The organism is Vibrio aerogenes (genome assembly GCF_024346755.1).
Lineage (GTDB): Bacteria > Pseudomonadota > Gammaproteobacteria > Enterobacterales > Vibrionaceae > Vibrio > Vibrio aerogenes.
Window position 1 is genome coordinate 1,681,481 of the sequence record NZ_AP024861.1, and the last position, 22,552, is coordinate 1,704,032.

Here is a 22,552-nt window from a genome sequence, read left to right on the forward strand (position 1 = left end):
AATAACATTCGTTGCGTAGAAATAACGACCGTGATAAAGGAGCATGCATGGAATATTTATCGTTGTTGAATGCCGGAGACGGAATTTATCTGTTTTTGTTTGTGGTCTCGGTGATTGCCGGCATTGTGGATGCCATTGCTGGTGGCGGGGGATTAATGACTGTACCGGCACTGTTGCTGGCGGGGTTGCCGCCGATGGTTGTTCTTGGTACTAACCGGTTGCAGGCCGTGGTCGGAGAGCTGACGACTTCCGTGATTTTTCTTTCCAGCCAGCCGTTACCGCAGAAAGGTTTGATCACCGGGCTTGTTTGTGCCTCCGCCGGGGCGCTGGCCGGTTCTTTTGCGGTCAGCCTGATTGATAAAGAGGCACTGGAAGTGTTGTTGCCGGTGCTGATGTGTGCCATTACCCTGTATTCCGTGATGTCGAAGCAGCTGAAGTCGGTCACTGAGGCCCCCGCGAAAATGTCTTCATCCCGCTTTATGGTGCTATGTGGCGTATCGATTGGCTTTTATAATGGCTTTTTTGGTCCGGGTACCGGTTCATTATGGATGATTGCTTTCGTGATTTTACTCGGTTATACCCTGCGTCAGGCCAGTATGATGACCAAGCCGCTGAATCTGGCCGGTAATGTGATTTCCCTGATTTTATTTATCGTCCTGGGCCATGTCGATTATACGCTGGGGATGGTCATGGGAATCGGACAAATCATTGGCTCACTGGCCGGAAGCCGGTTTGTGATTTCACATGGTCACCGGATCGTCAGGCCGGTATTTATTTCAGTCACAGTATTGATGACAGCAAAACTGATCTATGAACATCTCTGGCAGACAGCGCTGGTTTAACTGATCTGTGATTCTTTTGCTGCCTGATTCCGCATGTCCTGAAATGTTGCGAACAGAAAACCGGCCAGTGCCAGCAGGAGACACAGGGCTGAGCCGGTAAATTTCCCGGTGGCACAAAGATGGGCCATACGCGGCCAAAGTGTGTTTTGTGATCCGGTCAGAAGCTGTATCAGCGCGTAATTTTCCGTGAAATCACACAATGCCGTCAGTGGGCACAGAAATGAGAAGTACCGGATAAACCGGGCAACGTTCAATGAATAGCGGGCTGTCTTTTGTGTGATGAGCCGGAAACCGGACATACCCATAATGAGATAAAGAAAAATATACAGATAATCCAGTCCGATACTCAGCCCCGCAGCCATCTGGCCGGTTGCACCCCATGCAGTGAAAGCCTCATGTGCATGTTGTATTGTCCCGATCAGCTCAAAAGAGATGATTCCCTGTGGGGTGACATCATTTTTCATATAAGGATCGATTGAAAATACACCGATGTTACATACACAAAACAGGATAAAAGACAGAATAAAAATTTTTCTCAGGCTCATCTCTGGTCTCTCCGGGGTTCAAGCATGCGGTAGAGCAATCTCTGAAGGTTTTGCTGTTCCGGTTCAGTGAGTTTTCCGGTCAGGGGAGTCAAAGCCTGTTGTACTTGTTGATACAGTGCCTGAACCAGAGTTGCCCCTTCATCCGTCAGCAGTACATCCGTTGCTCTGCCATCTTCCTCATTCGGCTTTCTCAGTACCAGCCCTCTTTTTTCTGCACGGGCGATTAACCCGGACATGGTCTGTTTTTCCAGTCCGAGATACTCAGCCAGTTCAGCCATTCTCGGGCGCCGGTCTGCCAGTATGCCCAGTACCCGGAGCAGCGTCAGTGATACGTCGTTTTCTGCGGCAATCTTATTCAGGACGGCCATGGTTGAGAATGCGGCCGGTACGAGCGCATCAATCAGGCCTTCGCTGGCCGAATTGAATTGTCTGGGTGGATGTGGGTTATGTATTTTCATGACGCTTATGTTGACATAGTTCGTATTACGAATCTATTATAGTTCGTTATACGAACTAAATTTTAATCCAACCGGAGAAAGGGTTATGAAAGCAGCTGTTATTACCTCGTTTAATCATCCCCCACAATATGCTGATATTGCCGAACCTGTTCCGAAACATATTCAGGAAATGCAGGTTGATGTTCTGGCGGCGGGCTTACACCATCTCACCCGCGGCAGAGCAAGTGGCGCACATTATTCATCAGATGCTGTGCTGCCTTTTGTTCCCGGCGTTGATGGGGTTGGCCGCGGAGCGGACGGCACTTTGCGTTATTTTGTTCAGGCACCGGGACAACCGGGGTCGATGGCGGAAAAAACCGTGATTATGCCCGAGTACAGTCTCAGGCTGCCTGAAGTTTGTGATCCGATCCGGGTCGCAGCCGCGATGAATCCTGCGATGGCATCATGGCTGGCGCTGCGTTGTCGTACCGGATTTTTGCCGGGCCAGAAAGTGTTGATTTTGGGAGCCACCGGCAGCTCGGGTCAGATGGCTGTTCAGGTTGCGCTCTATCAGGGGGCGGCTGGGATTATCGCGGCGGGACGAAATCAACAGAAACTGGCGGCACTTGCTGATTTGGGAGCGACCGATACCGTCACTTTGACTGATCCGAAACTCGGGCAGCTGGCCAGCGAGGTGGATGTGGTTCTCGATTTTATCTGGGGGGAAAACACCGGCAAGCTGATGATGTCGTTGCTCAAATACCGGAAAGATCGTACCCAGCAGCTGACGTGGATACACGTGGGGTCAATGGCGGGAGAAGAAGCACCTATTCCGGGAGCGCTGCTGCGATCAGCCGATGTTCAGATCATTGGCAGCGGGCTGGGGGCAGTTGACGCACAGGAGATTCTCACCGAACTACCGTTACTGGTCAGTGAAATTGTATCCGGGCGGCTTTTCATTGATGTGAACGTTGTTCCGCTGTCTGAGGTCAGCTGCGTCTGGAACATGGTGAACAGCAGTGAACGGATTGTACTGACACCTTAACGGCACCTGCGGAGGATAGCATGATGAAAATGAATGAAAAACTTCGTGTGAGAATCTGGTCGACACCTCTCACTATTGGCTCTTTTATTCTGATGAGCCTGAGCGGCATTCTGATGTTCTTTGATATTGTGCCGGGATATATCAGCTTTGTGCATGAATGGTTTTCGTGGATATTTTTGCTGGCTGTGGCCGGTCATCTCACGATGCATTTCCGGCCGTTGAAAAATCATCTTCAATCTGTATGGGGCCGGACGAATGTGGTGATATTTACCCTGATTCTGTTGATCTCTGGTTTTTCTTTCGGCCGGATCACCGCCCCTCAGCTGAAATGGCCGATTGCTGAAATATTAGTCAACGCGCCGTTATCTGCACTGGCCGATGCGAAACGGGTCCGACAGGAGACATTTATCCAGAATCTGGCGTCGCACGGCATTCTGGCTGAACCGGGTCAGACGATCAGGGAGTTGGCACACCGGTACGATACCGATGAATTCCATCTTTTGGGATTAATCATTCTTGACGAATAACCCGTGTGAGCCGTCCGTATCCCGCGCAGCAAGCCGTTTCAGAAAATTTTTGACACCAGCCCCTTGCGGGAAATGAGTGAATTTCTCTTGTCGATCCCCGGTGCAGCCTGCAGTATATGTGCTCTTGTATGAAAAATCCGGGGAATTCAATGATGGAACACCGTATTCGTGCCGCAGGGATTCTTATCTCTGACGCATCTGTGCTATTGCTGAAAGTGAAAGACTCAACCGGGGAATACTGGATTCCGCCCGGCGGTGGGTTTGAAGCAGGCGACCTCAGCACCAGAAAATGCCTGCAAAGAGAATTTCTGGAAGAAGCCGGAATTGAGGTTGAAGTCGGAGCGTTAATTTGTGTCCGCGAATTTCTTGAAGCATCACCACAGCGTTACAACGCCGAGTTTTTTTACCATGTGACTCATTTTACCGGTGAACCGCATATAAGGAATCTGAAGGGCCTGAATGACGAAGCGTTTATTCAGCAGGTTGAATGGGTACCGCTGGATCATTTGGCCGGAATCAGAACTTACCCGGCAGATATTGCACAGCTGGCCGGCATGATTGAAGCCAGGCAGTTTTCTGTGCATCTGGGAAGTTACCGGCAGGGGAATGATGAAGTGACAAATCATCTTTAACCCGTCTTGTCTTGATTGCGTTCGTCTGAATCGCAACGTCATGAAACGATCATTTATCTATAATAATATGAATTTATATTCATATGGATTATATTCGTATTATTGATTATTCATGATGACAGATAAGGAAGAACAAATGATAAAGCGGAACCACTTTTTCAGGCAGGGAATACTGGCAGGATTGATTGTCTGTACGACGATCGCAACTTCTTATGCAGCAACCACCGCCGGAACTTTTTCAACGTTAACATACAATGTTGCCGGACTCCCGCAGATTGTCTCCAGCGCTGAATCCAGTCGTAAAGAAGCAACCGGTCTGATCAGCTGCTATGTCAACGAGTTCGATATCGTTAATGTGCAAGAAGATTTTAACTATCATGCGGCGCTTTATGATACCTGTAATAACCATCCATACCGTTCGTCTACCTCGGGTCCGGCCGGATTTGGCAGCGGGCTGAATACCATGAGTCGTTTTCCGTTCAGCAATATGCGCCGCGAGTCGTGGGATGACTGCAATGGTGTTGATTGTCTGACCCCCAAAGGTTTTACGGTTGCAAGAGTATCTCTGGCACCGGATGTGATTGTCGATGTGTATAACCTGCATGCGCAGGCGCAGACGGGTGAAGAAGATTTAATCGTCCGGCGCAAAAACCTGCAGCAGTTACTCACATTTATCTCGTGGTTTTCTGCCGGCCAGCCTGTGATTGTGATGGGGGATACCAATACCCGCTATACGCGTTCAGGAGACAATATCCGTATTTTCTCTGAGGCTGGTTTTCAGGATGCCTGGCTCACGTTGCTGCGTGATCATCAACCGCCTGCAGCAGGTGCTGACGCGTTGGTTTGCATACCAGCCACAACCTCTGCAACCTGTGAGATCGTCGATAAAATTCTGTATCGCAATTCGGACAAAGTTCAGCTGAATCTGGTCGACTATATGGTCAGAGAAGATGATAAGAATGATCAGGGACAGCCGTTGTCTGATCATCCCCCGGTTGCCGCCTGGTGGCGATATACAGTGACCCCCTGAATCACGCATCCTGTCGTCACTGCGAGGTTTTCCTGTCGTCATTTTGATGTTTTTCGGTCGTCATTCAGAGGTTTATTTGTGGCACCGGAAATTGAAACGACATACGCTCCGGGTTTATAGTAAGCAACGATTATCAGATGGAGGCACATCTGACTGATGTGCCTGATCGGATAATATACCCAGAGCGTGCTCTAAGGAGAAGAAGAAAATATGACATCCGGAAATCAACTTGAAGCGTTACTTGGTACACATTTGTTAGGCGTGATGGGAACCTATCCTGAGCAGGGAATGGATGTTTACATCTGTGGTGTGCATCTCTTATCCGATACCCGACTGAGGCTGATTTTTCCCAAGGGGCATCAGCTCAGGCCGGATCAGCGGGTGACCCTGCATCTGGATAACCGGACCGGTGTCTCTGAATATGATGCGGAATTAAAAGTTTACCGGTTATCTTTTAAGGGCGTGGTTACGGAGATTTCTGAGTGGGAAGCCATCATTGAGGCTGTGGAATATCAGGTATTTTATGGTCTGTCAGCTGTGATGGAATACAAAGCGGCAGGTTATGATTTCCCGGAGGATGCCAGACAGCCATCTCCTTTACCAGTGACTCCCTTAGAAATATTGCCTGCAATCGATGATGCTGAACACGACAATAAAATCGGCGTTCTGTTGACCTATGCTGAGCAACAGCCGCATACCACAGTCATGGCTTTTTTATCGACCAAAGAAGATGATATTTTTTTCATCACCTTTCCCAGCACATTTAAATCCAAACTGCTGAGACGTAAAAACCGGTGTTATTTTGCTATCGACAGCCGGGCGACATTTACCTTCGAACACGCGATTGAGTGGAATTACAGCATCATCGAAGGGGAAGTGTTTCAGGTGCCGGCAACCCACCCGGTATTTGCACAGATACAAGAACTTTTCATTATGAAGAATCCCTGGGAGATGGGTTTTTTCAGTCATCCTGAAGTTGAGATGTATCACCTGAAAGCGGCTCATGTTGTGTGTCCGAAAAAAGCCGGCTTTTCCCCTGTTTAAGCGTACAGGATGTCTTGAGCGGTTTTCGGAACCAGATTCATTCTGATCAAAAAATAAGCGGAACTGGTATTACTGATGAAAATATTATCTTTAAAATGGTCATTTTTTGAAAAAAAGATTCAAAATAATATCTATTGTGACCGGTATTAAACTTTAAAATGAAAGTTTTTTGCTAAACCGCCAGACAGGAGTATGGTGAAAACTATCACCTGACCGTGGCAAAAAAATTGTCAGATGGAAAAAACAGTCGGGCCCAAAGGCCAGACCATAAAAAAAGAGTCAGTGTGATGACCTGTTTTTAATCCCTACATTGATGCTGACAAGGCGGTAATCATGATGAAAGTAGTAGCAATAACCTCCTGTGCTGCGGGTATCTCGCACACATTTATGGCAGAGGAAGCCCTGATAGAGGCGGGTAAACAGAATGGTTATGATATCCGGGTGGAAACTCAGGGTAACATTGGCACACAAACTCCGCTGACCGAATCTGAGATTGCAGCGGCTGATTTGGTGATTATTGCCAGTGATGTCACGATTCCTTTAGCGCGTTTTGCCGGTAAACGGGTCTATCAGGTTTCGACCAATGATGCCATTGCAGATGCCGCGCAAGTCATCGAAGCGGCCAAAACCAAAGCCGAAACCGTATCCGATGTGATTCAAAGTGCCAAAGGCACTCAGGTTGGGGGCGGGGTGACCATTGGAACCTCCAGCCACAATGCTTTTTTCCGACATACCATGAGTGGTGTCGGCTACATGATTCCGATGGCGACTTGCGGGTTGTTGCTGGCACTGGCGAATATTTTTGCATTTAACAGTGATGCACAGGGACACCTGGTGAACTGGGGATTCGATGAAACCACAGCGCTGGGCTATTTCATGTCGCACCTGTTCACCGTTGGTAAAGTCGGTTTTACCCTGATGATCCCTTTGTTTGCCGGATTTGTCGCGAACTCTATCGCTGATCGTCCGGCGATTGCACCGGCCATGATTGGTGCCTATATTGCCAATGATCCGACATTTCTTGGCACCAAAACCGGCGGGAGTTTTCTGGCTGCGCTGCTGATTGCATTTATTGTCGGTTACTTTGTGCTGTACCTCAAACGGGTGCCGTGGCCGAAAATTCTTCGTCCGGCTGTGCCGATTATGATTATTCCGGTGATCTCTACCTTCTTTATCTTCATTTTTGTCCTTTATGGCATCGGAAAACCTATTTCTCTGGCGATGGATACCATGTATCACGGATTAAATGTGCTGATTACCGAGTATAAAAGTTCCTCTTTCCTGATTGGGGCGGTGATCGGTGGCATGATCGGCTTTGATTTTGGGGGACCAATCAACAAAACCGCTTATGTCTTCAGTACGGCTGTGTTTGTCGACACGCTCGGACAGTATGGTGTGGAAGGGGCTAATCTGCTGCCGTTTACTGCGGTTCAGGCCGCGATTTCTATTGCGCCGCTGGGGGTGTTTGTCGCTTCGCGGCTGTTTAAGAATAAATTCAATGCTGAAGAAAAGAATACGGCGAATGCGGCATGTGCAATGGGACTGGTCGGGGTATCCGAAGGTGCAATACCGTTTGCTGCGGCGCATCCGTTGCAGGTCATTGTTGCCAGTGTGTGTGGCTCGGCGCTGGCTGGCGGTTTGGTTGGCCTGTGGGGGATTAAAAACTATGGCGGTTTGGGGTCACCGCTGGGGACCGTTATCGGGTATATCGAACAGCCGGTGCCGGTTGTGTCCTGGCTGCTCTGTACCGGTGCCGGTATTTTACTGACAGCAGTGATCATTGGCTTCTGGCGTCCGAAAATCGCTCAGGCTGAATAATAACTCAGGCTAAGTTAAGTAATGACATAGAAATCATGACTTGGTCAGAAGAGCGGGTCTGGCAGAATAAATTGAGGAAAGCATATGTTGAGCAAATGGTTTAAAAAATCGTCCGGGGAAGTTCGCCCCTCATTTCAGGCGGATCACGTGATCCGTGACCCCAACTCCACCAGCCGGGATCAGGCGCTGAAGTTTATTGCGCAGCAGATGTATCAGGCCGGTTATGTGGGCTCTGCGGACACTTTGTTCTCTGCATTAGTTGAACGGGAAACCAAAGATACGACAGGTTTCAAGAATGGGATCGCCACACCACATGCCAAAAGCAAGCAAGTGAAACATGCCGGGATCTGGGTGGTGCATTTTGACCATGATATTGTCTGGGAAACCATGGATGACAGCCCGGTGAAAACCGCGGTGGCGTTTGCGATTCCGGTCAAAGGGGATGAAACGGCGATGGCGCCTCTGATTGCGATTTCGCGTGCCAACATGAAGCAGGAATTTCGTGATGTGCTTAACCATGGCGATAAAGCAGCGATTACCGAGGCAATTGAAGGTGTCACCGGAGGCAAAATATGAGTGAAAAGACAGTTCATGTGATACCGCATACCCACTGGGATTTTGAATGGTATTTCACCCATCCGGAATCTTCGGTACAGCTGGTTTATCATATGGATGATCTGCTTCAGGCCCTGAGATCAGGACAACTGAATCAATATATTCTTGATGGTCAGATGAGCATTGTGGAGGACTATCTTGAACTGGTGCCGGAAAACCGGCAAGAATTGCAGCGACTGGTAAAACATGGTCATTTAAAAACCGGTCCCTGGTATACGCAGTGCGATCAGTTGATTGTGAGTGGTGAATCCATTGTCCGGAATCTGTTGTTGGGTATCCGGGCGGCGGAAGCACTGGGAAAATGCTGGATGATGGGGTACGCGCCTGATGCATTCGGCCAGAGCATTGATATGCCGAAAATTTATGCCGGATTTGGTATTCAGCACAGTGTGTTCTGGCGGGGATTATCCAGTGATACCTGCCCGTGGCGTGAATTTAACTGGCGGAGTGAAGATGGCAGCGAAGTCAGCTGTTATCAGATTCGCAACGGTTACTATCTGGCAGAACCACAGATTGCCGGTATGGCGCCGGATGATATTGTTGCGATGGTGTCTCAGGGCAGTCGCAGCACACATGTGCCGTTTCCTTTTGGCGCTGACCAGATCAAAACCGATACCGGGCTGAAAGATCGCCTTACCCATTACAATCAGCATACGCATGCCGGACATCAGTTTGTTGAAAGCAGTTATGAGGCTTTATTTGCCGGAATTCAGGCTCAGGTGAGCGAACCGTTTATCGTGGAAGGAGAGATGATTGATGCTCAGTTCTCTAAAATTCACCGCTCTATCTATTCTACCCGTTATGATCATAAGCAGCTTAATGATCAGGTGGAAACCCGCCTGACACATGTTCTTGAGCCTCTGATGGTGCTGGCGGATCATTTGGGCATTCCGTATAAGTCATCGATGGTGAACAGTATCTGGAAACAGCTGTTACGCTGTCACGCACATGACAGCGCCGGCGGTTGTAACAGTGACCGGACAAACCAGCAGATTTTGCAACGTCTGGTGCATGCCGATCAAATGTCTGCCGCGGGTGTTGACTTTTTGCTGCGTAAATTATCGGAATCTGTGGGTTGCAGTGATGTACCGGACAAAGTCGTATTTTATAACACGCTGCCATATGCCCGTTGTGATCGGGTGATTGCCGGCATGGATACAGAGCAGCCGCATTTCACCTTACATGATGAAACCGGTGCATGGGTTGACTTCACTGTGCTGAAGTCAGAGCGTTGCTATCGGGGTTCTGTCCGGCGCAGTGAAAATGAGCATGATCCATCCCTGTATTACTATCAGCATCAGATTGAAGTGATGCTGGCACTGCCCGCGCTCGGTTTGCGTTGCCTGCATGTCAGGGAAAACTCACCGCAGTCAGGGCAATCACAGCAAATGGCATGGCCGGAATTAAAACATTCGCAGTCACCGCTGCAAATGGCTCACAGCCAGTGCACGATTACCTTTGCTGATGGCCGTCTGACACTGGATGATCATCAGACCGGAGCTCACTGGCCGGACTTTCTCTTTGTCCGGGATATGGGGGACGACGGGGATAATTATGACTATTCTCCCCCGGAACAGGACTGGATTCTCCGGCTGGACTTCAGCGACACTGACGTTCAGGTCAGGCATACGTCACTCAGCCAGACCATGATGATTGAAGGTTCCTGGTTGTTGCCGGCTAATCTGGCAGAACGTCAGCAACAAAAACGCTCCGTAAAAGTACCGTTTCGTCTGGAATTGACGCTGGCGGATGAACAGCCGCTGGATATCCGGCTGGAGATTGAGAATCGGGCCTGTGATCACCGCATGCAACTGGTGTGCAGTACGGATGTGATGACCACTGACAGTGTGGCGGATACACCATTTGGTACCGTCAGCCGCCCCCACTTACATCCGAGAATTGATGACTGGCGGGAGAAAAGCTGGAAGGAAGAGCCGTCCTGTATTTATCCGTTGTTGCACCATGTCTCTTTGTGCCATCCGGAAAAATCACTGACACTGCTCAGCTGCGGGATCAAAGAGTATGAAGTCATTCAGCCGCTGAAAGGAGACACCAGTGGCTCCGGGGAAAGTGGAGATCTGGCACTGACACTGTTTCGTTCTGTGGGCTGGCTGGGTAAACCCGACCTGAAACGTCGTCCCGGTATCGCTTCGGGGCAACAGTTCAAATACATTCCGACGCCGGACAGCCAGTTGCTGCAACGGATGTCGTTCCGGTCAGGACTGATCGTAAACCGACAGTTTAATCCGGCAGAGATCATGCAGCAGTGGCAACGATTCGCGGTGCCTGCCCTGAGTTATCAGCAGCAGGAGCTGAATCGCTTTACCAATACGATGAAGTATTTCGGTGTGAATCCGCTCGAACAGCCAGTACCCGCGTTACTGAGCCTGCTTCATGTGGATGCGCCGGGACTGGTATGCAGTGCCTTGAAACGGGCTGAACCGGATGGAGACGGAGAGGGCGTGGTGATTCGTCTGTATAATCCATCGTCTTCTGCGCTGGACCATGCAGGAGAAATTCAGCTGCCGGCCGGCGTGACACAAGCCTTTGAAGTCAACCTCAATGAAGCTGTGTGCAGGGAATCAGCGATTGAAGCTGGCCGTGTCCGGCTGGGGGTGTTTGCACCGAAGCAGGTGAAAACCTTCAAATTTTTGTCAGTCTGATAAGACCAACCGAATCAGACGCGTTATGATAAGAACGGCTCCCTGCACATGCAGGGGGCGGGGAAACAGGGTTTCAGGCAGTCAGGATCCGGAAGAAGAGAATGAATAACGATTTGCAAATGACCATCGCTTATGCACGGGTCAGATTTACCCGTAAAGAGCATCAAATTGCTGATTATCTGTTGGCGAATCCGGTGCCGGATAAGATTGAGCAACTGGCAAAACAGATCAATGTCTCTGCTTCTTCGCTGACCCGGTTTACCAAAAAACTGGGGTTTTCTTCTTTCAAGGAGTTTTACTACCGCTATCAGCAGCAACTTAATGAAAAAACGCCGGTCACGGCGGATGATCAGCACAGTGCGTTGCATCATGAGTATATCAATATTATTCACCGGGTTTATGAGCTGCTTGACGGGGAAACGGCAGAGAAACTAAGCCAGGCAATCCATGCCCGGCCCGGATTTCATGTGTATGGTGCCGGATTCAGTACGCTGGCAGCCCAGGATCTCAAGCTGCGTTTCCGGCGGCTGGGAAAGTTCGTTGATATCATTGCTGATGTCGATTCTATGGATATGTACGGCCCGTTGCTGCAGGCCGGTGATTTGCTGTTGGTGATTTCGCTGAACGGGCGGAATGAGCGGCTGGTGAAATATCTTCATACCCTGAAAGAGCGGGGCGTCATACTGGTGTGCATGACGTCTGACAAAAAATCACGTATGGCCGCACTGGCGGATTATGTTTTGCTGACCTCATCACTTCACGGGGAAGAATCAACAGGTATGATTTCGGCGCAGTTACCTTTACTGATGGCCATTGATTTTCTTTATTGTCATTACATTACCCAGTTTCGTGATTCGATCGATACCTGGATGGAAACTGAGAAAAGTTATCTGCTTCCGAAATCTCAATAAACAGAGGATTTATGTTAATAGGATTTGATATCGGCGGAACCAAAACGGAAGTGTGTGTGCTGGATCATTCAGGCCATACACAGTTCAGACACAGAACACCGACGCCGCAGACTTACGATACGTTTGTAGCCACGGTTGCAGACCTGATTGTTCTGGCAGAAAAAGAGGCTGGCGAGTCGTGTCAGCAGGTTGGCATCGGTCTTCCGGGTGCTGTCAGTCCGGCGACCGGGCTGATTAAAAATGCCAACTGTACGTTTTTAAACGGTCATGATTTGCAGGCTGATTTAGCCAAAGCCAGCGGCAAGACGATTCATATCGCAAATGATGCCAACTGTTTTGCGCTGTCGGAAGCCGTTGATGGTGCCGGTAAAGACGGTGTTGTGGTCTTCGGGGCGATATTAGGGACTGGCTGCGGCGGCGGCCTGATTCTGAATCAGCAGGTGTGGGGGGGCCGGAATGCCATTGGCGGCGAATGGGGTCATAACCCGCTGCCGGGGTATACAGAAGAGAAAGATGGCCCGGTGCGTCCCTGTTATTGTGGCCGGGATAACTGTGTCGAACAGTTTATTTCCGGTACCGGGCTGGAAAAAAGCTACCGGATTAAAACGGACAAGACACTTGCAGCTCAGGATATCATCGCACTGATGCAGCAGGGCGATGTGGTGGCCGGTGAATGTTATAAGCAGATGGTTGATCAGATGGGCAGATGTTTTGCCGCGCTGATTAACGTGCTTGATCCGGATGTGATTGTCCTGGGTGGTGGTTTGTCGAATGTGGATGAATTGTACCGGGACTTACCTCAGGCAACCATGCCATATCTGTTTACAGATGTCGCAGAGTTATGTTTTAAGAAAGCAGAATATGGAGACAGCAGCGGAATTCGCGGCGCGGCGTGGCTGGGACGCTGATTTGATGTTCATCCGGAAAAAGTACCAGCCTGAATGCTGGTACTTTGTACGATCCTACCCAAACAGCCTGCATTTTGAAAAAGCAAAGAAAATCATGGCGATGGTTGAAACCGGAAATGAACCGGTATCATCACCCAAAAAGCCGGTGCAGACGCAAACCGGCTTTATCTGGTGTCAAAAGGTCTGGTATTAAAAGCAGCGTTATTGCTGTGCTTGTTTGACCCGGATTTTGCTTTTGTCGACACGGGCCAGATTCAAATGAGTGATGGCTGCTTCCGCTTCATCCTTCTCCGGCATTTCAACAAATGCGAAGCCCTTTGAATGACCCGTTTCCTGATCTAAAACCAGTGTACATCCGGATACTGTGCCGTGGGCAGAAAACAGCGCACGGATTTCGTGCTCCTGCATTGTTCGTGCGAGATTTCGAACTAAAAGTTTCATAATAAACCGCTTACTTCATTAAATTCGCGGTGATTGTCTCAGGTTCAACGGGATAAACCAAGTGAATGATGATCATGATGTTGCCGGCAGGCTGGATGAATGATTGCCGGACATGCTGCCTGATGAGTAGCGTGGTTTACCGTTGTGCGTGTTGTTGCGCATTGTGTGCACTGTCATGCATTTTGTAGCAATTGGATTTCAGAGTCTCATAAACAAACCATGAACAGTTCCGAATAACGGTATAAAAAACATTAATTTATCTTGAATTAATCCCCCGCAAGGAGAGATCCTTTTTCAGTCTGTTGACTCTGACCTGATGACACAGAAATGGTTTAGCCAGAATTGAGTGTCCCCCCTGAAAGCTGGCTCAATGATCATTTCCGGATGTTTTTTACTGAGCAACAGTCTTTCATACCCGTCTGGCTCAGATTGACCATGAACCAGATGGGTAAAGGGTGGTCAATCACCACCATAAGGCAGTACAAAACAATAATAAGACTCTGACCGGACGTGCTGCACCATACAATATGATGACCCGAAAGGAATGACTCATGAACAAATGGCTAACCGTCACGGCGATGGCTTTGGCAGGTTCTGCTCAGGCAGAAATTGCCGCGACTCATATTTACCACAATCATATGCCAAATTTCTGGCCCTACTACGATGTCAGTCAGTACGATCAATTACCCACCGGCGCCCCGATACGTTATACCTACGACGGACAGGTGGTTAACTTAAAGAAAAATCCGCCACCAAATTATACTTTTTATATTCCGGGAAGCGGGCTGCCGATGCCTCATGATGATCTGACATCTTACTATACGCATCATGCAAAAACCGGCGCGTACCTGTCGTGGCCGATGGATACCGCGAAGGCAAATCATGCGGCGCATCCGCTGAGCCAGACTCAGGTGACGATGTCTGCGGCGGTGATTAATAATGTCCAGAGTTTCGCGGAACTGGGAAACATGGACGGTTACAATCAAGGCTGGGGGAATTACTGGAAGGACGTCCGCAACAGTGTCAAAACCAGCCATAACTTTCATGCGCTGGAGACGATTCACTTTGCCGGCCATCACTCAATGGGGCCACTGGTCGGGGATGACTATTTCCTGAAAGACCTGATTTATCAGAATGTGACCTTAGCACAGGATTATTTTCTGGGTGATAGTTTTACATCATCAAAGGGCTTTTTCCCGACGGAACTCGGCTTCTCTGAGCGGATTATTCCGGTATTAAATAAACTGGGCATTGAGTGGTCAGTATTGGGAAATGTCCACTATTCCCGCACTTTGCGTGATTATCCGTATCTCAATGATCCGGGCGTTGACACGCTGGTTTCACCACCGAACCGGGCGGATATGCAAAACACCAGCGACCAGGGAAGCTGGAAGTCTCTGCCCATGTTCAATGAACAGCAGGTGACACACAACAAATTTCCTTTCGCATCCATTCCTCACTGGGTGCAGTATGTTGACCCTGAAACAGCTGAAGTATACAAGGTTGCCGGTATACCGGTTGAGCAGGCCAGTTCATGGGAAGAAGGCTATCAGGGGAGTGTGACCGCGGGTGTGTTGAAAGATTATGAGTCTGATGCTGCTGCACTGGGGCGCAAGCAATATTTTGTGATTGCCCATGATGGGGATAACTCTTCCGGCCGGGCCGGTGATGGCGGGACCTGGCTTAGTTCCGGAAATGTGACCTACGCTGATTCCGGTGTTGTGGGGATGGGCGTTGAGGAGTATCTGCTGGCCAATCCGATTCCTGCCGGTGATGTGGTCCATGTGCAGGATGGCTCATGGATTGATACCCGTGATTCTTCCGCCGATCCGACCTGGTATCACTGGCATATTCCAATGGGGGTCTGGTCTGGCCAGATGAGCGATTTTAATACAGCCAACGGGACGAGCTATACCGCTTCGCGGCAGCATATGGTGTCATTTGAGCTGGGTTATCACTATCTGGAACGAAATTTTGCCCTGTTGCAGGCTGCGGAGAATTATGCGAAGACAGCAGAACAGATCTGGCTGGATGATAACCCGGATTACTGGCATCCGAGTAGTGATCGGGACCATCAGGTCACTTATGACGGCAACCAGCTTAACCCGTGGATGATGTCTTATCCGGTGAAAGGGGATGAAAATAATAACTATGCAGGTGGTGCGAATCCGGCAGAACTGGGTTGGTATTTTTTAATTGCATCGATGGATTCCGGTTTTGGTTATTATGATGAGAATGTGGATGATGGCGTTAAACCCACGATTTCGTTTAATCAATCGCTGCACTTTACCACGCCATATGTAGAAAAAAATATCAGCAAGGACCGGACCGGACCATCGGTCTGGTGGCCACAGCGATATCCTTATAATCCTGGGAGTGTCAATAACAGTAAGGCGGAAGGCTGGGCAACCGTCTATGCGGATACACACTTTGCGGTCTACACGTATGCCTATGATGTGAGCGGGGTGAAAGATATCTCAGTCAAAATCCGTCCACACAAAGATAAATGGGCCAGTCCGACGGATAAAACTTATAAATTGTATTCCCCTGCATCCCACAGTAATGATCCTCAGGTCGATCCATCCCGGGTTGGGGCGTGGCAAAGTTATCCGATGAAAATGCGTGACCTGAGTAAAGATATCAATGGTGTCAGCTGGCAGGCATCCGGCAAGGCAACCTTTCAGGTGGTCCCTGCTGAAAAAATCGGGAATTTGTATTACACCTACTTCAATCAGTATCAGGATCAACTGCTGGATTACTATATTGAAGCAACAGACAGCAAAGGCAATGTCACCCGGTCTGATATTCAGCAGGTCTATGTGGGTGCCGGTCGCTATACGCAACAGGATAATAAAACCGTTGAGGATGTGAATGGCACTATTGCCGGGACGGATGTTTTCTTTACCGCTGATTATGTGCCTGAGAGTGAACGCCCGGTCGCAGTGATTACGCCAGAAGGCCAAAGCGTTGAAGAAGGTACAGTTGTCACCCTGAGTGCGGAACAATCCACTGATCCGGACGGTAAAATTGTCTCCTACCTCTGGAATACAGGTGAAACAACCGGCACGATCACGGTGACGGTAGACAAGCTGAGCACCTATTCGGTGACAGTGACGGACGATCAGGGGAATACTGATACGGCCAGTGTCACCTTCAGTGTGATCGGTCAGGTGGTCGCCAGCACGATTTATTATCAGAATAGCCAGGGCTGGGATAAGGTCTGTCTGCACTACAGCGTTGATGGCGGCGCCACATGGACGACCCCTCCGGGTGAAGAGATGACTCAGGTTCAGGATAACTGGTACAGCTTGAGCGTTGAATTACAGCCGGATCATGATTTGGAGTTTGATACCAGTGACTGCAACAGCAGCTGGGACAACAACGGAGGGTCAAACTATCAGGCCGGGCAGGGTGAATGGCAGCTGAGCAGTGGCACTCTGTCTTCAGGGAAACCGGATGAGCTGGCAAACCTGAAGCCTGTCGCTGTGATTACGGCGTCTGCGACTCAGACAGACATCGGTGGCAGCGTGGATTTTAGTGCCAAAGATTCAACTGACAGTGACGGGACGATTCTCAGCTATGTCTGGAGTAATGGTGCAACCGGTGAAACCACCCGGATGACTTTTGATACGGCGGGTGTGTTTACCATTGAACTGACGGTGACCGATGACGGCGGGAAATCAGCGACAACGACCCAAACGATTAAAGTGGTCGATCCTGATCAGCCTTTTACTGCAAATCTGAAGCAGCTTTATTTCCGGGGCACACCAAATAACTGGGAGACGACAGCAATGTCACTGGTCGCGGACAATACCTGGCAGGCCGAAATTAATTTTGATGGTCAGAGTGACCAGCGTTTCAAGTTTGATGTTGAAGGTGACTGGAGTCATAACTACGGTGATAATGGCGCTGATGGCACACTGGATCCATCCGGCAGTGATATTTACACCAGTGTCACAGGGCGTTATCTGGTGCAAATGAATGATGCAGACATGAACTATCAGCTGATCGCTGTTGAGTAGCAAAACGCATGTGCCTGCGACGATAAAAAGCCGGAGCGTGACTGATGCTCCGGCTTAAAGAGGCGCTTTTAAACAGAGCCTCTATTTAAAAGAGCGCCCCATGGAAGATAACCGGTCAGATTTCTCTCTGATATCTTTGGATAACTCTGCAACCAGTGTTGCCCCTTTAAGGTTATTCTGAGAAGCATCACGTATCTTTGAAACGTTCACATTGATCTCTTTGGCGACCACAGATTGCTGTTCGGTTGCTGTTGAGATTTGCAGCGAAGCATCAGATATATTTCCGATAATCTCTCTCAGAGAAGCAATGGCCTGACTTGTCTGTTCTGCAGCTTCTATCGAACCTGCGGCGGACTGCCGGCTGCATTCCATGGATTTGACCAGCTCAGCCAGTGCACTTGTGACCTGCCCCATGGTTTCCTGAATACTTTCGGTGGTTTTGTGTGTACGTTGACTCAGGGAGCGGACTTCATCTGCCACAACAGCAAAGCCCCGGCCCTGTTCACCGGCTCTTGCTGCTTCAATGGCCGCATTTAATGCCAGAAGATTGGTTTGCTCAGCGATTCCCTGTATCTCAGCCATCAGGGAGTTAATTGAGTCGAGTTTTTCAGATAATGCTTGTGTGGAATGGGTTGACTCTTCCACATTATTGACCACAGAACTGATGACAGAGCTGACCTGAGTCACCTGTCCGACCGCTTGATGACACTGTTCCGAGGCGAGTTGGACCTGATCTGAAGAGGTGGCACTGCTGTTGGCCACTTCTTCGATTGATGCGACCATTTCTTCCAGCGAGCTTGAAACGCTCTCGAGTTCCATCGATTCCTGTTCAACGTTACTTTGGGAGGCGATGGCTTCATCACCCAGGGAGATCGCCTGCTGTTTCATGACCTGACAACTGTCTGTCACCCGGCCCAGAATGGTACGGACTTTTCCTTCATACATTTTCAGCTGAAAATCAGCGATGTTGTCAGGATGCTCGCTATAAACATACCGGGACACACTGTCGTATTGCGCTTTCAGTTGATCTTCATACTTTGGCTGACGGAATAACTCAGGCCAGAATAAGCCAATGAAGACCAGCGGAATCAGGATATCTGCTATCAAACCGGCGACAGTCGACAAACCGATGATTGCGCCAATCAGCAGTAATGCGGCGAATGAACGAAACTGGATGGTTTTGACCATGGCCAGCGGTGCTGTTGGCTGACCGCGATTAAGCCGGGCGTACAGTTTCTCAGCCCGGTCCTTCACCTTTGCGTCGGGCAGCGTCCTGACCGACTGGTAACCGATACACTGATTATTTTCGTAGATTGGTGTGACAAAGGCATCCACCCAGTAATAACGGCCGTCTTTGCAGCGGTTTTTAACGGCGCCACGCCAGGGTTGCCCTGCCTGCAAATGTTCCCACATATCTTTAAAGGCTGCCTTTGGCATATCCGGGTGCCGGACAATGTTATGATTTTTCCGGTGCAGTTCTTCAAAAGAGTAGCCAGCAACCCGACAGAAAGCTTCATTCGCATAGGTAATGACGCCTCTCAGATCTGTGGTTGATACTAACTCTTCATCTTTGCCAAATGTCACTTCTTCATTCAGGATGGATTGATTTCGTTTTCGCATTCACATGACTCTCTGCTGATTGTTCATCTGCTGATGAATCTTTTTTTGTATTGATCCGGCCGATACCTATTAGCATAGATAGAGCAAGCTGACTTTTTGTAATTAAGTTTAGAATTGTGTGATGAATAATATTTATTTTTTTATTAAATTCCTTACATATAAATTAATTGTGTAACATTATGTTTCATTTATGTGTTAATTTGAAGGCTTGCAAAATGCATTGTTTACAAAGTTGTGAATTATTTATCAAAATAAAAACAAAAACTTAAAGGACGCTCATCTCAGATCATAGTGAATCAGCGGAGAAACCTGACATGAAACACGTGATGCCGGATATCGATGGAACCCTGATTCAGTCGTATGAATTTGATGAAAAATATTCTCTGGACGCGGGCTGTGAAACGACAGGGATTGAACTGATGAATGATTGGGAAATGTGTCCCAATGTGACGGATCGGAGAATTCTGCAAACCTTTATTCACCCAGAGCGTGTTTATCTTTCATAACCTCCAGCAGGAACGGCGATGAAAGATAAACACGCTCTGGTCTGTTGGCCCCATCCGTGGGTTTTGCCGGAAATGATTCAGCAGTAAAAAAAATCAAACCCGGTAAAATCTTCCGGTAAAAACGGGTTATCCAGATAAATCACATGCCGGTGTTTTAAGCGGGCACGACGGATGTATTTCCCATAATGCCGGTAGACCAGCTGCGCCATTTCACCGCTTTCGCAGCAATGTTGCGCTCTGGTATTCAATAACCGTTTCAAATCGGGTCGTAACGGGGAAACATAGAACACCAGTGGCAGCGGATAGTAGATTAATGTGGTGGGCTCGATACACAGATCTTTTGCAATCTCCGGATGCTGGCTGAGAATTTCTTCAGCTTCATTGATACCCAGAGAGACATAATCACATTCCCCCTGCTGCAATGCATGAAGGATATCCCTGATGTTGCCTGCCTCACAGACCGGAAGGTGATTATGGCGGAATATGTCCGCGTCAGCCCATGTTGCAGGAATACCGGCTGTTTTTTCCTGTAACAAATCCAGTGTGACGGACTGAAATAAGGGAATATCATTCCGGCGGATAATGAGCAACCGACAGCCGAGAATTCCTTCACAAACCGGGTGGGGGACAGAGAAAAACTGACGGTGTGAGAATTTCTGGTTGCCAGCCACGGTCACGAATAAATCGACACCACGAAAAAAGATGTTGGACTCGTCTTCTGCGTTTGGGTAGTCGGTCATATCGTTCTGAATCTCTGAAGGAGACTCAGAACCAGCAAGCAGATATTGCAACACATCCAGCTCATGATGTTGTCGTGCCGTTGATTTATTACCATTCCAGAAAATGACCATTCTTTTCTCCTTGCCTTCATTGCCAGCAATTCGCTGTAAAAAACATCACCAAAGATCAACAGACCCGGATTGGATCTTAGATCAAAATGACCATGAAAAGAAAGCGCTTTCTTTGTGATATTGTGTTCAAATACGACAAAAAATAATGCAGCGCTGTTCTGTGAGGTTGTCAGGCGTATTATTCTGGCATTATTAAAAGTCATTGACTGATTGAGTATAAATATAACTTATTGTTAAATAATATTTTTTATTTTGTTCTTCTTTTCTTTGTTCAACTGTGGCAGATAACATTTATGTGATCACTGATTCGTTTTAACGAGATTTTATTTGAAGAATACTGAGAAAATGAACAGAATCATAAGAAAGCGCTTTCTTTTATGAATTTGCAATAAAAAGGATAATGTGATGCAGAAGAAAACCCTGATTGCCTCTATTGCTGCTGGTTTCATATCTATCGCTGCTCATGCCAGTCAAGAGATTAAACAAGGCGGAACACTGACCGTGCCGATTATTAATACGGGATTTGTGCAAAATTTTAATCCGTATACGACGAAAGATTTACTCAATGGCATCATGTTTGAGCCTTTACTGGTGTTCAATAATATGACCGGTAAAACGGATTTCCGCCTGGCAAAGTCTTATCAGTATTCCGGTGATTTAAAAACGCTGACACTGACATTACGTGATCAACTGAAATGGTCTGATGGCAGCCCGCTAACCGCTGATGATGTGGTCTATAGCCTGACAATGACAAAAGCGTATCCGGCATTTGATCTGAAAGGGATCTGGTCCGGAAAGAATTTACAGTCAATTACAGCGAAAAATGCAACGACGGTTGTTTTTCAGCTCAAAGATGCTGACTCAACATTTGTCTGGAATCTGGAAAACTATCATATTTTGCCCAAACATATCTGGTCCAAAGCGTCAGACCTGAGCAAGTTTACTAACCCGAATCCGGTTGGCAGCGGACCAATGACCACGGTGAAATATGTCAAACCACAGCAGATGAAGTTGTGCCGTAATCCAGCATATTATCTTGAAAACCGTCCGTATCTGGATTGTGTGGTGTACCGCTCATATAACGATAACTCTCAGATTCAGCCTGCGCTGATTAAAGGAGAGATTGACTGGGGGTCGAACTTTATCGCAGATGTTGAGTCCACATTCGTGGCCAAAGACAAGGCCAATAACCATTTTTGGTATCCACCAAATGATGCGATTCATCTGTATATGAATACCAGGAAAAAGCCGTTTGATGACCTGCGGGTGCGTCAGGCGTTGTCGATGGCTTTGGACCGCAAGGCGATTGTCGATATTGCTGCTTATGGATACCCGACTCCCAACTTCAATGTGGGTGGCATCGGTGAGCTGTATAAAACTTATATTGATGCCAAAGTGAATCAAAAATACGGCTATCTGACCAGATATGATGTAAAAAAAGCCCGGTCTCTGCTGGATGAAGCCGGTATTGTTGACCGCGATGGTGATGGTTTCCGGGACAACAAAGACGGTTCGCCCATTGACCTGAAGATTGAAGTCGTCAACGGCTGGACGGACTGGATTCAGGTGGTGCAGATGGTCAGTGAATATTTTGCTGATGTCGGTGTGAAAGCCGGTGTCAAAATGGTGGACTGGGCGGTCTATGATAAAAACCTGAAAGACAGCAATTACACCATGGCTATTAACTGGTCACTGGTGGCAACGAACCCGATTCTGGCCTATCAGGATTATTTTTCCACCGCCCGTATTGGTAAAACATGGCATGCTGGTCATGGCATTCATACTCCGGAAACCGACAAATTAATCGAGAGCTTCGGCAAGACAGCTGATGCGGGTCAACAACAAGAGATTCTTTCTCGCCTGCAGGCGTTTACTGCGCAGCAGATGCCATTTATTCCGTTATTTTCTAATCCGACCTGGTTCCAGTACAGCACGAAAAAGATTGTCGGCTGGCCGGATGCTGAGCATCCTTATGTGCAGCCCGTCTGGTATTACGGCGGTAAGCGCGTGATTATTTTAGATCATTTGCATCTGAAATAACCGGTGTGTATTGAATAAGGCAGCGGAGCCGTGATGTCACAATGACGGCTCCGGT

Annotated in this window: 20 protein-coding genes; 15 read left to right on the forward strand and 5 right to left on the reverse strand. The window is 48.4% G+C overall.

Annotated elements, in window-relative coordinates; translation table 11 throughout:
- Positions 1 to 47: 47 nt before the first annotated feature.
- On the forward strand, positions 48 to 842 hold the full coding sequence (locus OCV29_RS07515; protein ID WP_073605806.1) for a TSUP family transporter: 795 nt from the start codon (positions 48 to 50) through the stop codon (positions 840 to 842).
- Here the strand turns inward: OCV29_RS07515 and OCV29_RS07520 are convergent.
- The gene (locus tag OCV29_RS07520) at positions 839 to 1,387 is read right to left on the reverse strand and encodes a hypothetical protein (RefSeq protein WP_073605807.1); all 549 of its coding nucleotides are present in this window, start codon (positions 1,385 to 1,387) and stop codon (positions 839 to 841) included. The genes OCV29_RS07515 and OCV29_RS07520 overlap by 4 nt on opposite strands.
- Entirely contained in the window at positions 1,384 to 1,845 is a 462-nt protein-coding gene (locus OCV29_RS07525) for a MarR family winged helix-turn-helix transcriptional regulator (RefSeq protein WP_073605808.1), read from the reverse strand. Before OCV29_RS07525 ends, OCV29_RS07520 begins: the two co-directional genes overlap by 4 nt.
- An 85-nt stretch (positions 1,846 to 1,930) precedes the next feature.
- On the opposite strand from OCV29_RS07525, the gene OCV29_RS07530 reads away from it, so the two are divergent.
- The 11 genes from OCV29_RS07530 (at position 1,931) to OCV29_RS07580 (ending at position 13,210) form a co-directional block, all read left to right on the forward strand.
- Positions 1,931 to 2,869: an MDR/zinc-dependent alcohol dehydrogenase-like family protein gene (locus tag OCV29_RS07530; protein ID WP_073605809.1), complete on the forward strand. Its 939-nt coding sequence runs from the start codon at positions 1,931 to 1,933 to the stop codon at positions 2,867 to 2,869.
- Positions 2,870 to 2,889: 20 nt separating this feature from the next.
- Positions 2,890 to 3,396 carry a DUF4405 domain-containing protein gene (locus tag OCV29_RS07535; RefSeq protein ID WP_073605810.1) on the forward strand — a complete coding sequence of 169 codons (507 nt, stop codon included), beginning with the start codon at positions 2,890 to 2,892 and terminating at the stop codon, positions 3,394 to 3,396.
- A gap of 152 nt (positions 3,397 to 3,548) precedes the next feature.
- Entirely contained in the window at positions 3,549 to 4,028 is a 480-nt protein-coding gene (locus OCV29_RS07540) for an NUDIX domain-containing protein (RefSeq protein ID WP_073605978.1), read from the forward strand.
- 136 nt (positions 4,029 to 4,164) lie between these two features.
- Positions 4,165 to 5,058: an exonuclease/endonuclease/phosphatase family protein gene (locus OCV29_RS07545; RefSeq protein WP_073605811.1), complete on the forward strand. Its 894-nt coding sequence runs from the start codon at positions 4,165 to 4,167 to the stop codon at positions 5,056 to 5,058.
- 210 nt (positions 5,059 to 5,268) lie between these two features.
- Entirely contained in the window at positions 5,269 to 6,102 is an 834-nt protein-coding gene (locus OCV29_RS07550; protein ID WP_073605812.1) for a hypothetical protein, read from the forward strand.
- Between the two features lie 333 nt (positions 6,103 to 6,435).
- Entirely contained in the window at positions 6,436 to 7,920 is a 1,485-nt protein-coding gene (locus OCV29_RS07555) for a PTS fructose transporter subunit IIC (RefSeq protein WP_073605813.1), read from the forward strand.
- 84 nt (positions 7,921 to 8,004) lie between these two features.
- Positions 8,005 to 8,496, forward strand: coding sequence for a PTS sugar transporter subunit IIA (locus OCV29_RS07560; protein ID WP_073605814.1), 492 nt, complete (start codon positions 8,005 to 8,007; stop codon positions 8,494 to 8,496).
- Positions 8,493 to 11,198: a glycoside hydrolase family 38 N-terminal domain-containing protein gene (locus OCV29_RS07565; protein WP_073605815.1), complete on the forward strand. Its 2,706-nt coding sequence runs from the start codon at positions 8,493 to 8,495 to the stop codon at positions 11,196 to 11,198. Before OCV29_RS07560 ends, OCV29_RS07565 begins: the two co-directional genes overlap by 4 nt.
- Before the next feature lie 101 nt (positions 11,199 to 11,299).
- Positions 11,300 to 12,109: a MurR/RpiR family transcriptional regulator gene (locus tag OCV29_RS07570; RefSeq protein ID WP_073605816.1), complete on the forward strand. Its 810-nt coding sequence runs from the start codon at positions 11,300 to 11,302 to the stop codon at positions 12,107 to 12,109.
- 11 nt (positions 12,110 to 12,120) lie between these two features.
- Positions 12,121 to 13,017 carry an ROK family protein gene (locus OCV29_RS07575; protein ID WP_073605817.1) on the forward strand — a complete coding sequence of 299 codons (897 nt, stop codon included), beginning with the start codon at positions 12,121 to 12,123 and terminating at the stop codon, positions 13,015 to 13,017.
- The gene (locus tag OCV29_RS07580; RefSeq protein WP_139281701.1) at positions 12,971 to 13,210 is read left to right on the forward strand and encodes a hypothetical protein; all 240 of its coding nucleotides are present in this window, start codon (positions 12,971 to 12,973) and stop codon (positions 13,208 to 13,210) included. The genes OCV29_RS07575 and OCV29_RS07580 overlap by 47 nt, the downstream gene beginning before the upstream one ends.
- A gap of 8 nt (positions 13,211 to 13,218) precedes the next feature.
- Here the strand turns inward: OCV29_RS07580 and OCV29_RS07585 are convergent, their stop codons facing one another.
- A complete protein-coding gene (locus OCV29_RS07585) occupies positions 13,219 to 13,458 on the reverse strand; it encodes an RNA recognition motif domain-containing protein (protein WP_073605819.1) in 240 nt (79 codons plus the stop codon).
- Positions 13,459 to 14,009: 551 nt separating this feature from the next.
- On the opposite strand from OCV29_RS07585, the gene OCV29_RS07590 reads away from it, so the two are divergent.
- Positions 14,010 to 17,480: a PKD domain-containing protein gene (locus tag OCV29_RS07590; protein WP_073605820.1), complete on the forward strand. Its 3,471-nt coding sequence runs from the start codon at positions 14,010 to 14,012 to the stop codon at positions 17,478 to 17,480.
- A gap of 81 nt (positions 17,481 to 17,561) precedes the next feature.
- Here OCV29_RS07590 and OCV29_RS07595 read toward each other — a convergent pair whose 3' ends face one another.
- Positions 17,562 to 19,100: a methyl-accepting chemotaxis protein gene (locus OCV29_RS07595; RefSeq protein WP_073605821.1), complete on the reverse strand. Its 1,539-nt coding sequence runs from the start codon at positions 19,098 to 19,100 to the stop codon at positions 17,562 to 17,564.
- A 314-nt stretch (positions 19,101 to 19,414) separates the two neighbouring features.
- On the opposite strand from OCV29_RS07595, the gene OCV29_RS07600 reads away from it, so the two are divergent.
- The gene (locus tag OCV29_RS07600; RefSeq protein WP_139281702.1) at positions 19,415 to 19,606 is read left to right on the forward strand and encodes a hypothetical protein; all 192 of its coding nucleotides are present in this window, start codon (positions 19,415 to 19,417) and stop codon (positions 19,604 to 19,606) included.
- A gap of 77 nt (positions 19,607 to 19,683) precedes the next feature.
- Here OCV29_RS07600 and OCV29_RS07605 read toward each other — a convergent pair whose 3' ends face one another.
- Positions 19,684 to 20,457 carry a type 2 periplasmic-binding domain-containing protein gene (locus tag OCV29_RS07605; protein WP_073605823.1) on the reverse strand — a complete coding sequence of 258 codons (774 nt, stop codon included), beginning with the start codon at positions 20,455 to 20,457 and terminating at the stop codon, positions 19,684 to 19,686.
- 405 nt (positions 20,458 to 20,862) lie between these two features.
- Between OCV29_RS07605 and OCV29_RS07610 the strand changes: the two genes are divergently transcribed.
- Positions 20,863 to 22,497, forward strand: a complete 1,635-nt coding sequence (locus OCV29_RS07610; protein WP_073605824.1) for an ABC transporter substrate-binding protein — start codon at positions 20,863 to 20,865, stop codon at positions 22,495 to 22,497.
- The last annotated feature ends 55 nt before the right edge of the window (positions 22,498 to 22,552 follow it).

Coding starts and splice junctions, on each gene's coding strand:
- OCV29_RS07515 (WP_073605806.1), top strand. CDS start 48: ATGGAATATTTATCGTTGTTGAATGCCGGAGACGGAATTTATCTGTTT.
- OCV29_RS07520 (WP_073605807.1), bottom strand. CDS start 1,387: ATGAGCCTGAGAAAAATTTTTATTCTGTCTTTTATCCTGTTTTGTGTA.
- OCV29_RS07525 (WP_073605808.1), bottom strand. CDS start 1,845: ATGAAAATACATAACCCACATCCACCCAGACAATTCAATTCGGCCAGC.
- OCV29_RS07530 (WP_073605809.1), top strand. CDS start 1,931: ATGAAAGCAGCTGTTATTACCTCGTTTAATCATCCCCCACAATATGCT.
- OCV29_RS07535 (WP_073605810.1), top strand. CDS start 2,890: ATGATGAAAATGAATGAAAAACTTCGTGTGAGAATCTGGTCGACACCT.
- OCV29_RS07540 (WP_073605978.1), top strand. CDS start 3,549: ATGGAACACCGTATTCGTGCCGCAGGGATTCTTATCTCTGACGCATCT.
- OCV29_RS07545 (WP_073605811.1), top strand. CDS start 4,165: ATGATAAAGCGGAACCACTTTTTCAGGCAGGGAATACTGGCAGGATTG.
- OCV29_RS07550 (WP_073605812.1), top strand. CDS start 5,269: ATGACATCCGGAAATCAACTTGAAGCGTTACTTGGTACACATTTGTTA.
- OCV29_RS07555 (WP_073605813.1), top strand. CDS start 6,436: ATGATGAAAGTAGTAGCAATAACCTCCTGTGCTGCGGGTATCTCGCAC.
- OCV29_RS07560 (WP_073605814.1), top strand. CDS start 8,005: ATGTTGAGCAAATGGTTTAAAAAATCGTCCGGGGAAGTTCGCCCCTCA.
- OCV29_RS07565 (WP_073605815.1), top strand. CDS start 8,493: ATGAGTGAAAAGACAGTTCATGTGATACCGCATACCCACTGGGATTTT.
- OCV29_RS07570 (WP_073605816.1), top strand. CDS start 11,300: ATGAATAACGATTTGCAAATGACCATCGCTTATGCACGGGTCAGATTT.
- OCV29_RS07575 (WP_073605817.1), top strand. CDS start 12,121: ATGTTAATAGGATTTGATATCGGCGGAACCAAAACGGAAGTGTGTGTG.
- OCV29_RS07580 (WP_139281701.1), top strand. CDS start 12,971: ATGGAGACAGCAGCGGAATTCGCGGCGCGGCGTGGCTGGGACGCTGAT.
- OCV29_RS07585 (WP_073605819.1), bottom strand. CDS start 13,458: ATGAAACTTTTAGTTCGAAATCTCGCACGAACAATGCAGGAGCACGAA.
- OCV29_RS07590 (WP_073605820.1), top strand. CDS start 14,010: ATGAACAAATGGCTAACCGTCACGGCGATGGCTTTGGCAGGTTCTGCT.
- OCV29_RS07595 (WP_073605821.1), bottom strand. CDS start 19,100: ATGCGAAAACGAAATCAATCCATCCTGAATGAAGAAGTGACATTTGGC.
- OCV29_RS07600 (WP_139281702.1), top strand. CDS start 19,415: ATGAAACACGTGATGCCGGATATCGATGGAACCCTGATTCAGTCGTAT.
- OCV29_RS07605 (WP_073605823.1), bottom strand. CDS start 20,457: ATGGTCATTTTCTGGAATGGTAATAAATCAACGGCACGACAACATCAT.
- OCV29_RS07610 (WP_073605824.1), top strand. CDS start 20,863: ATGCAGAAGAAAACCCTGATTGCCTCTATTGCTGCTGGTTTCATATCT.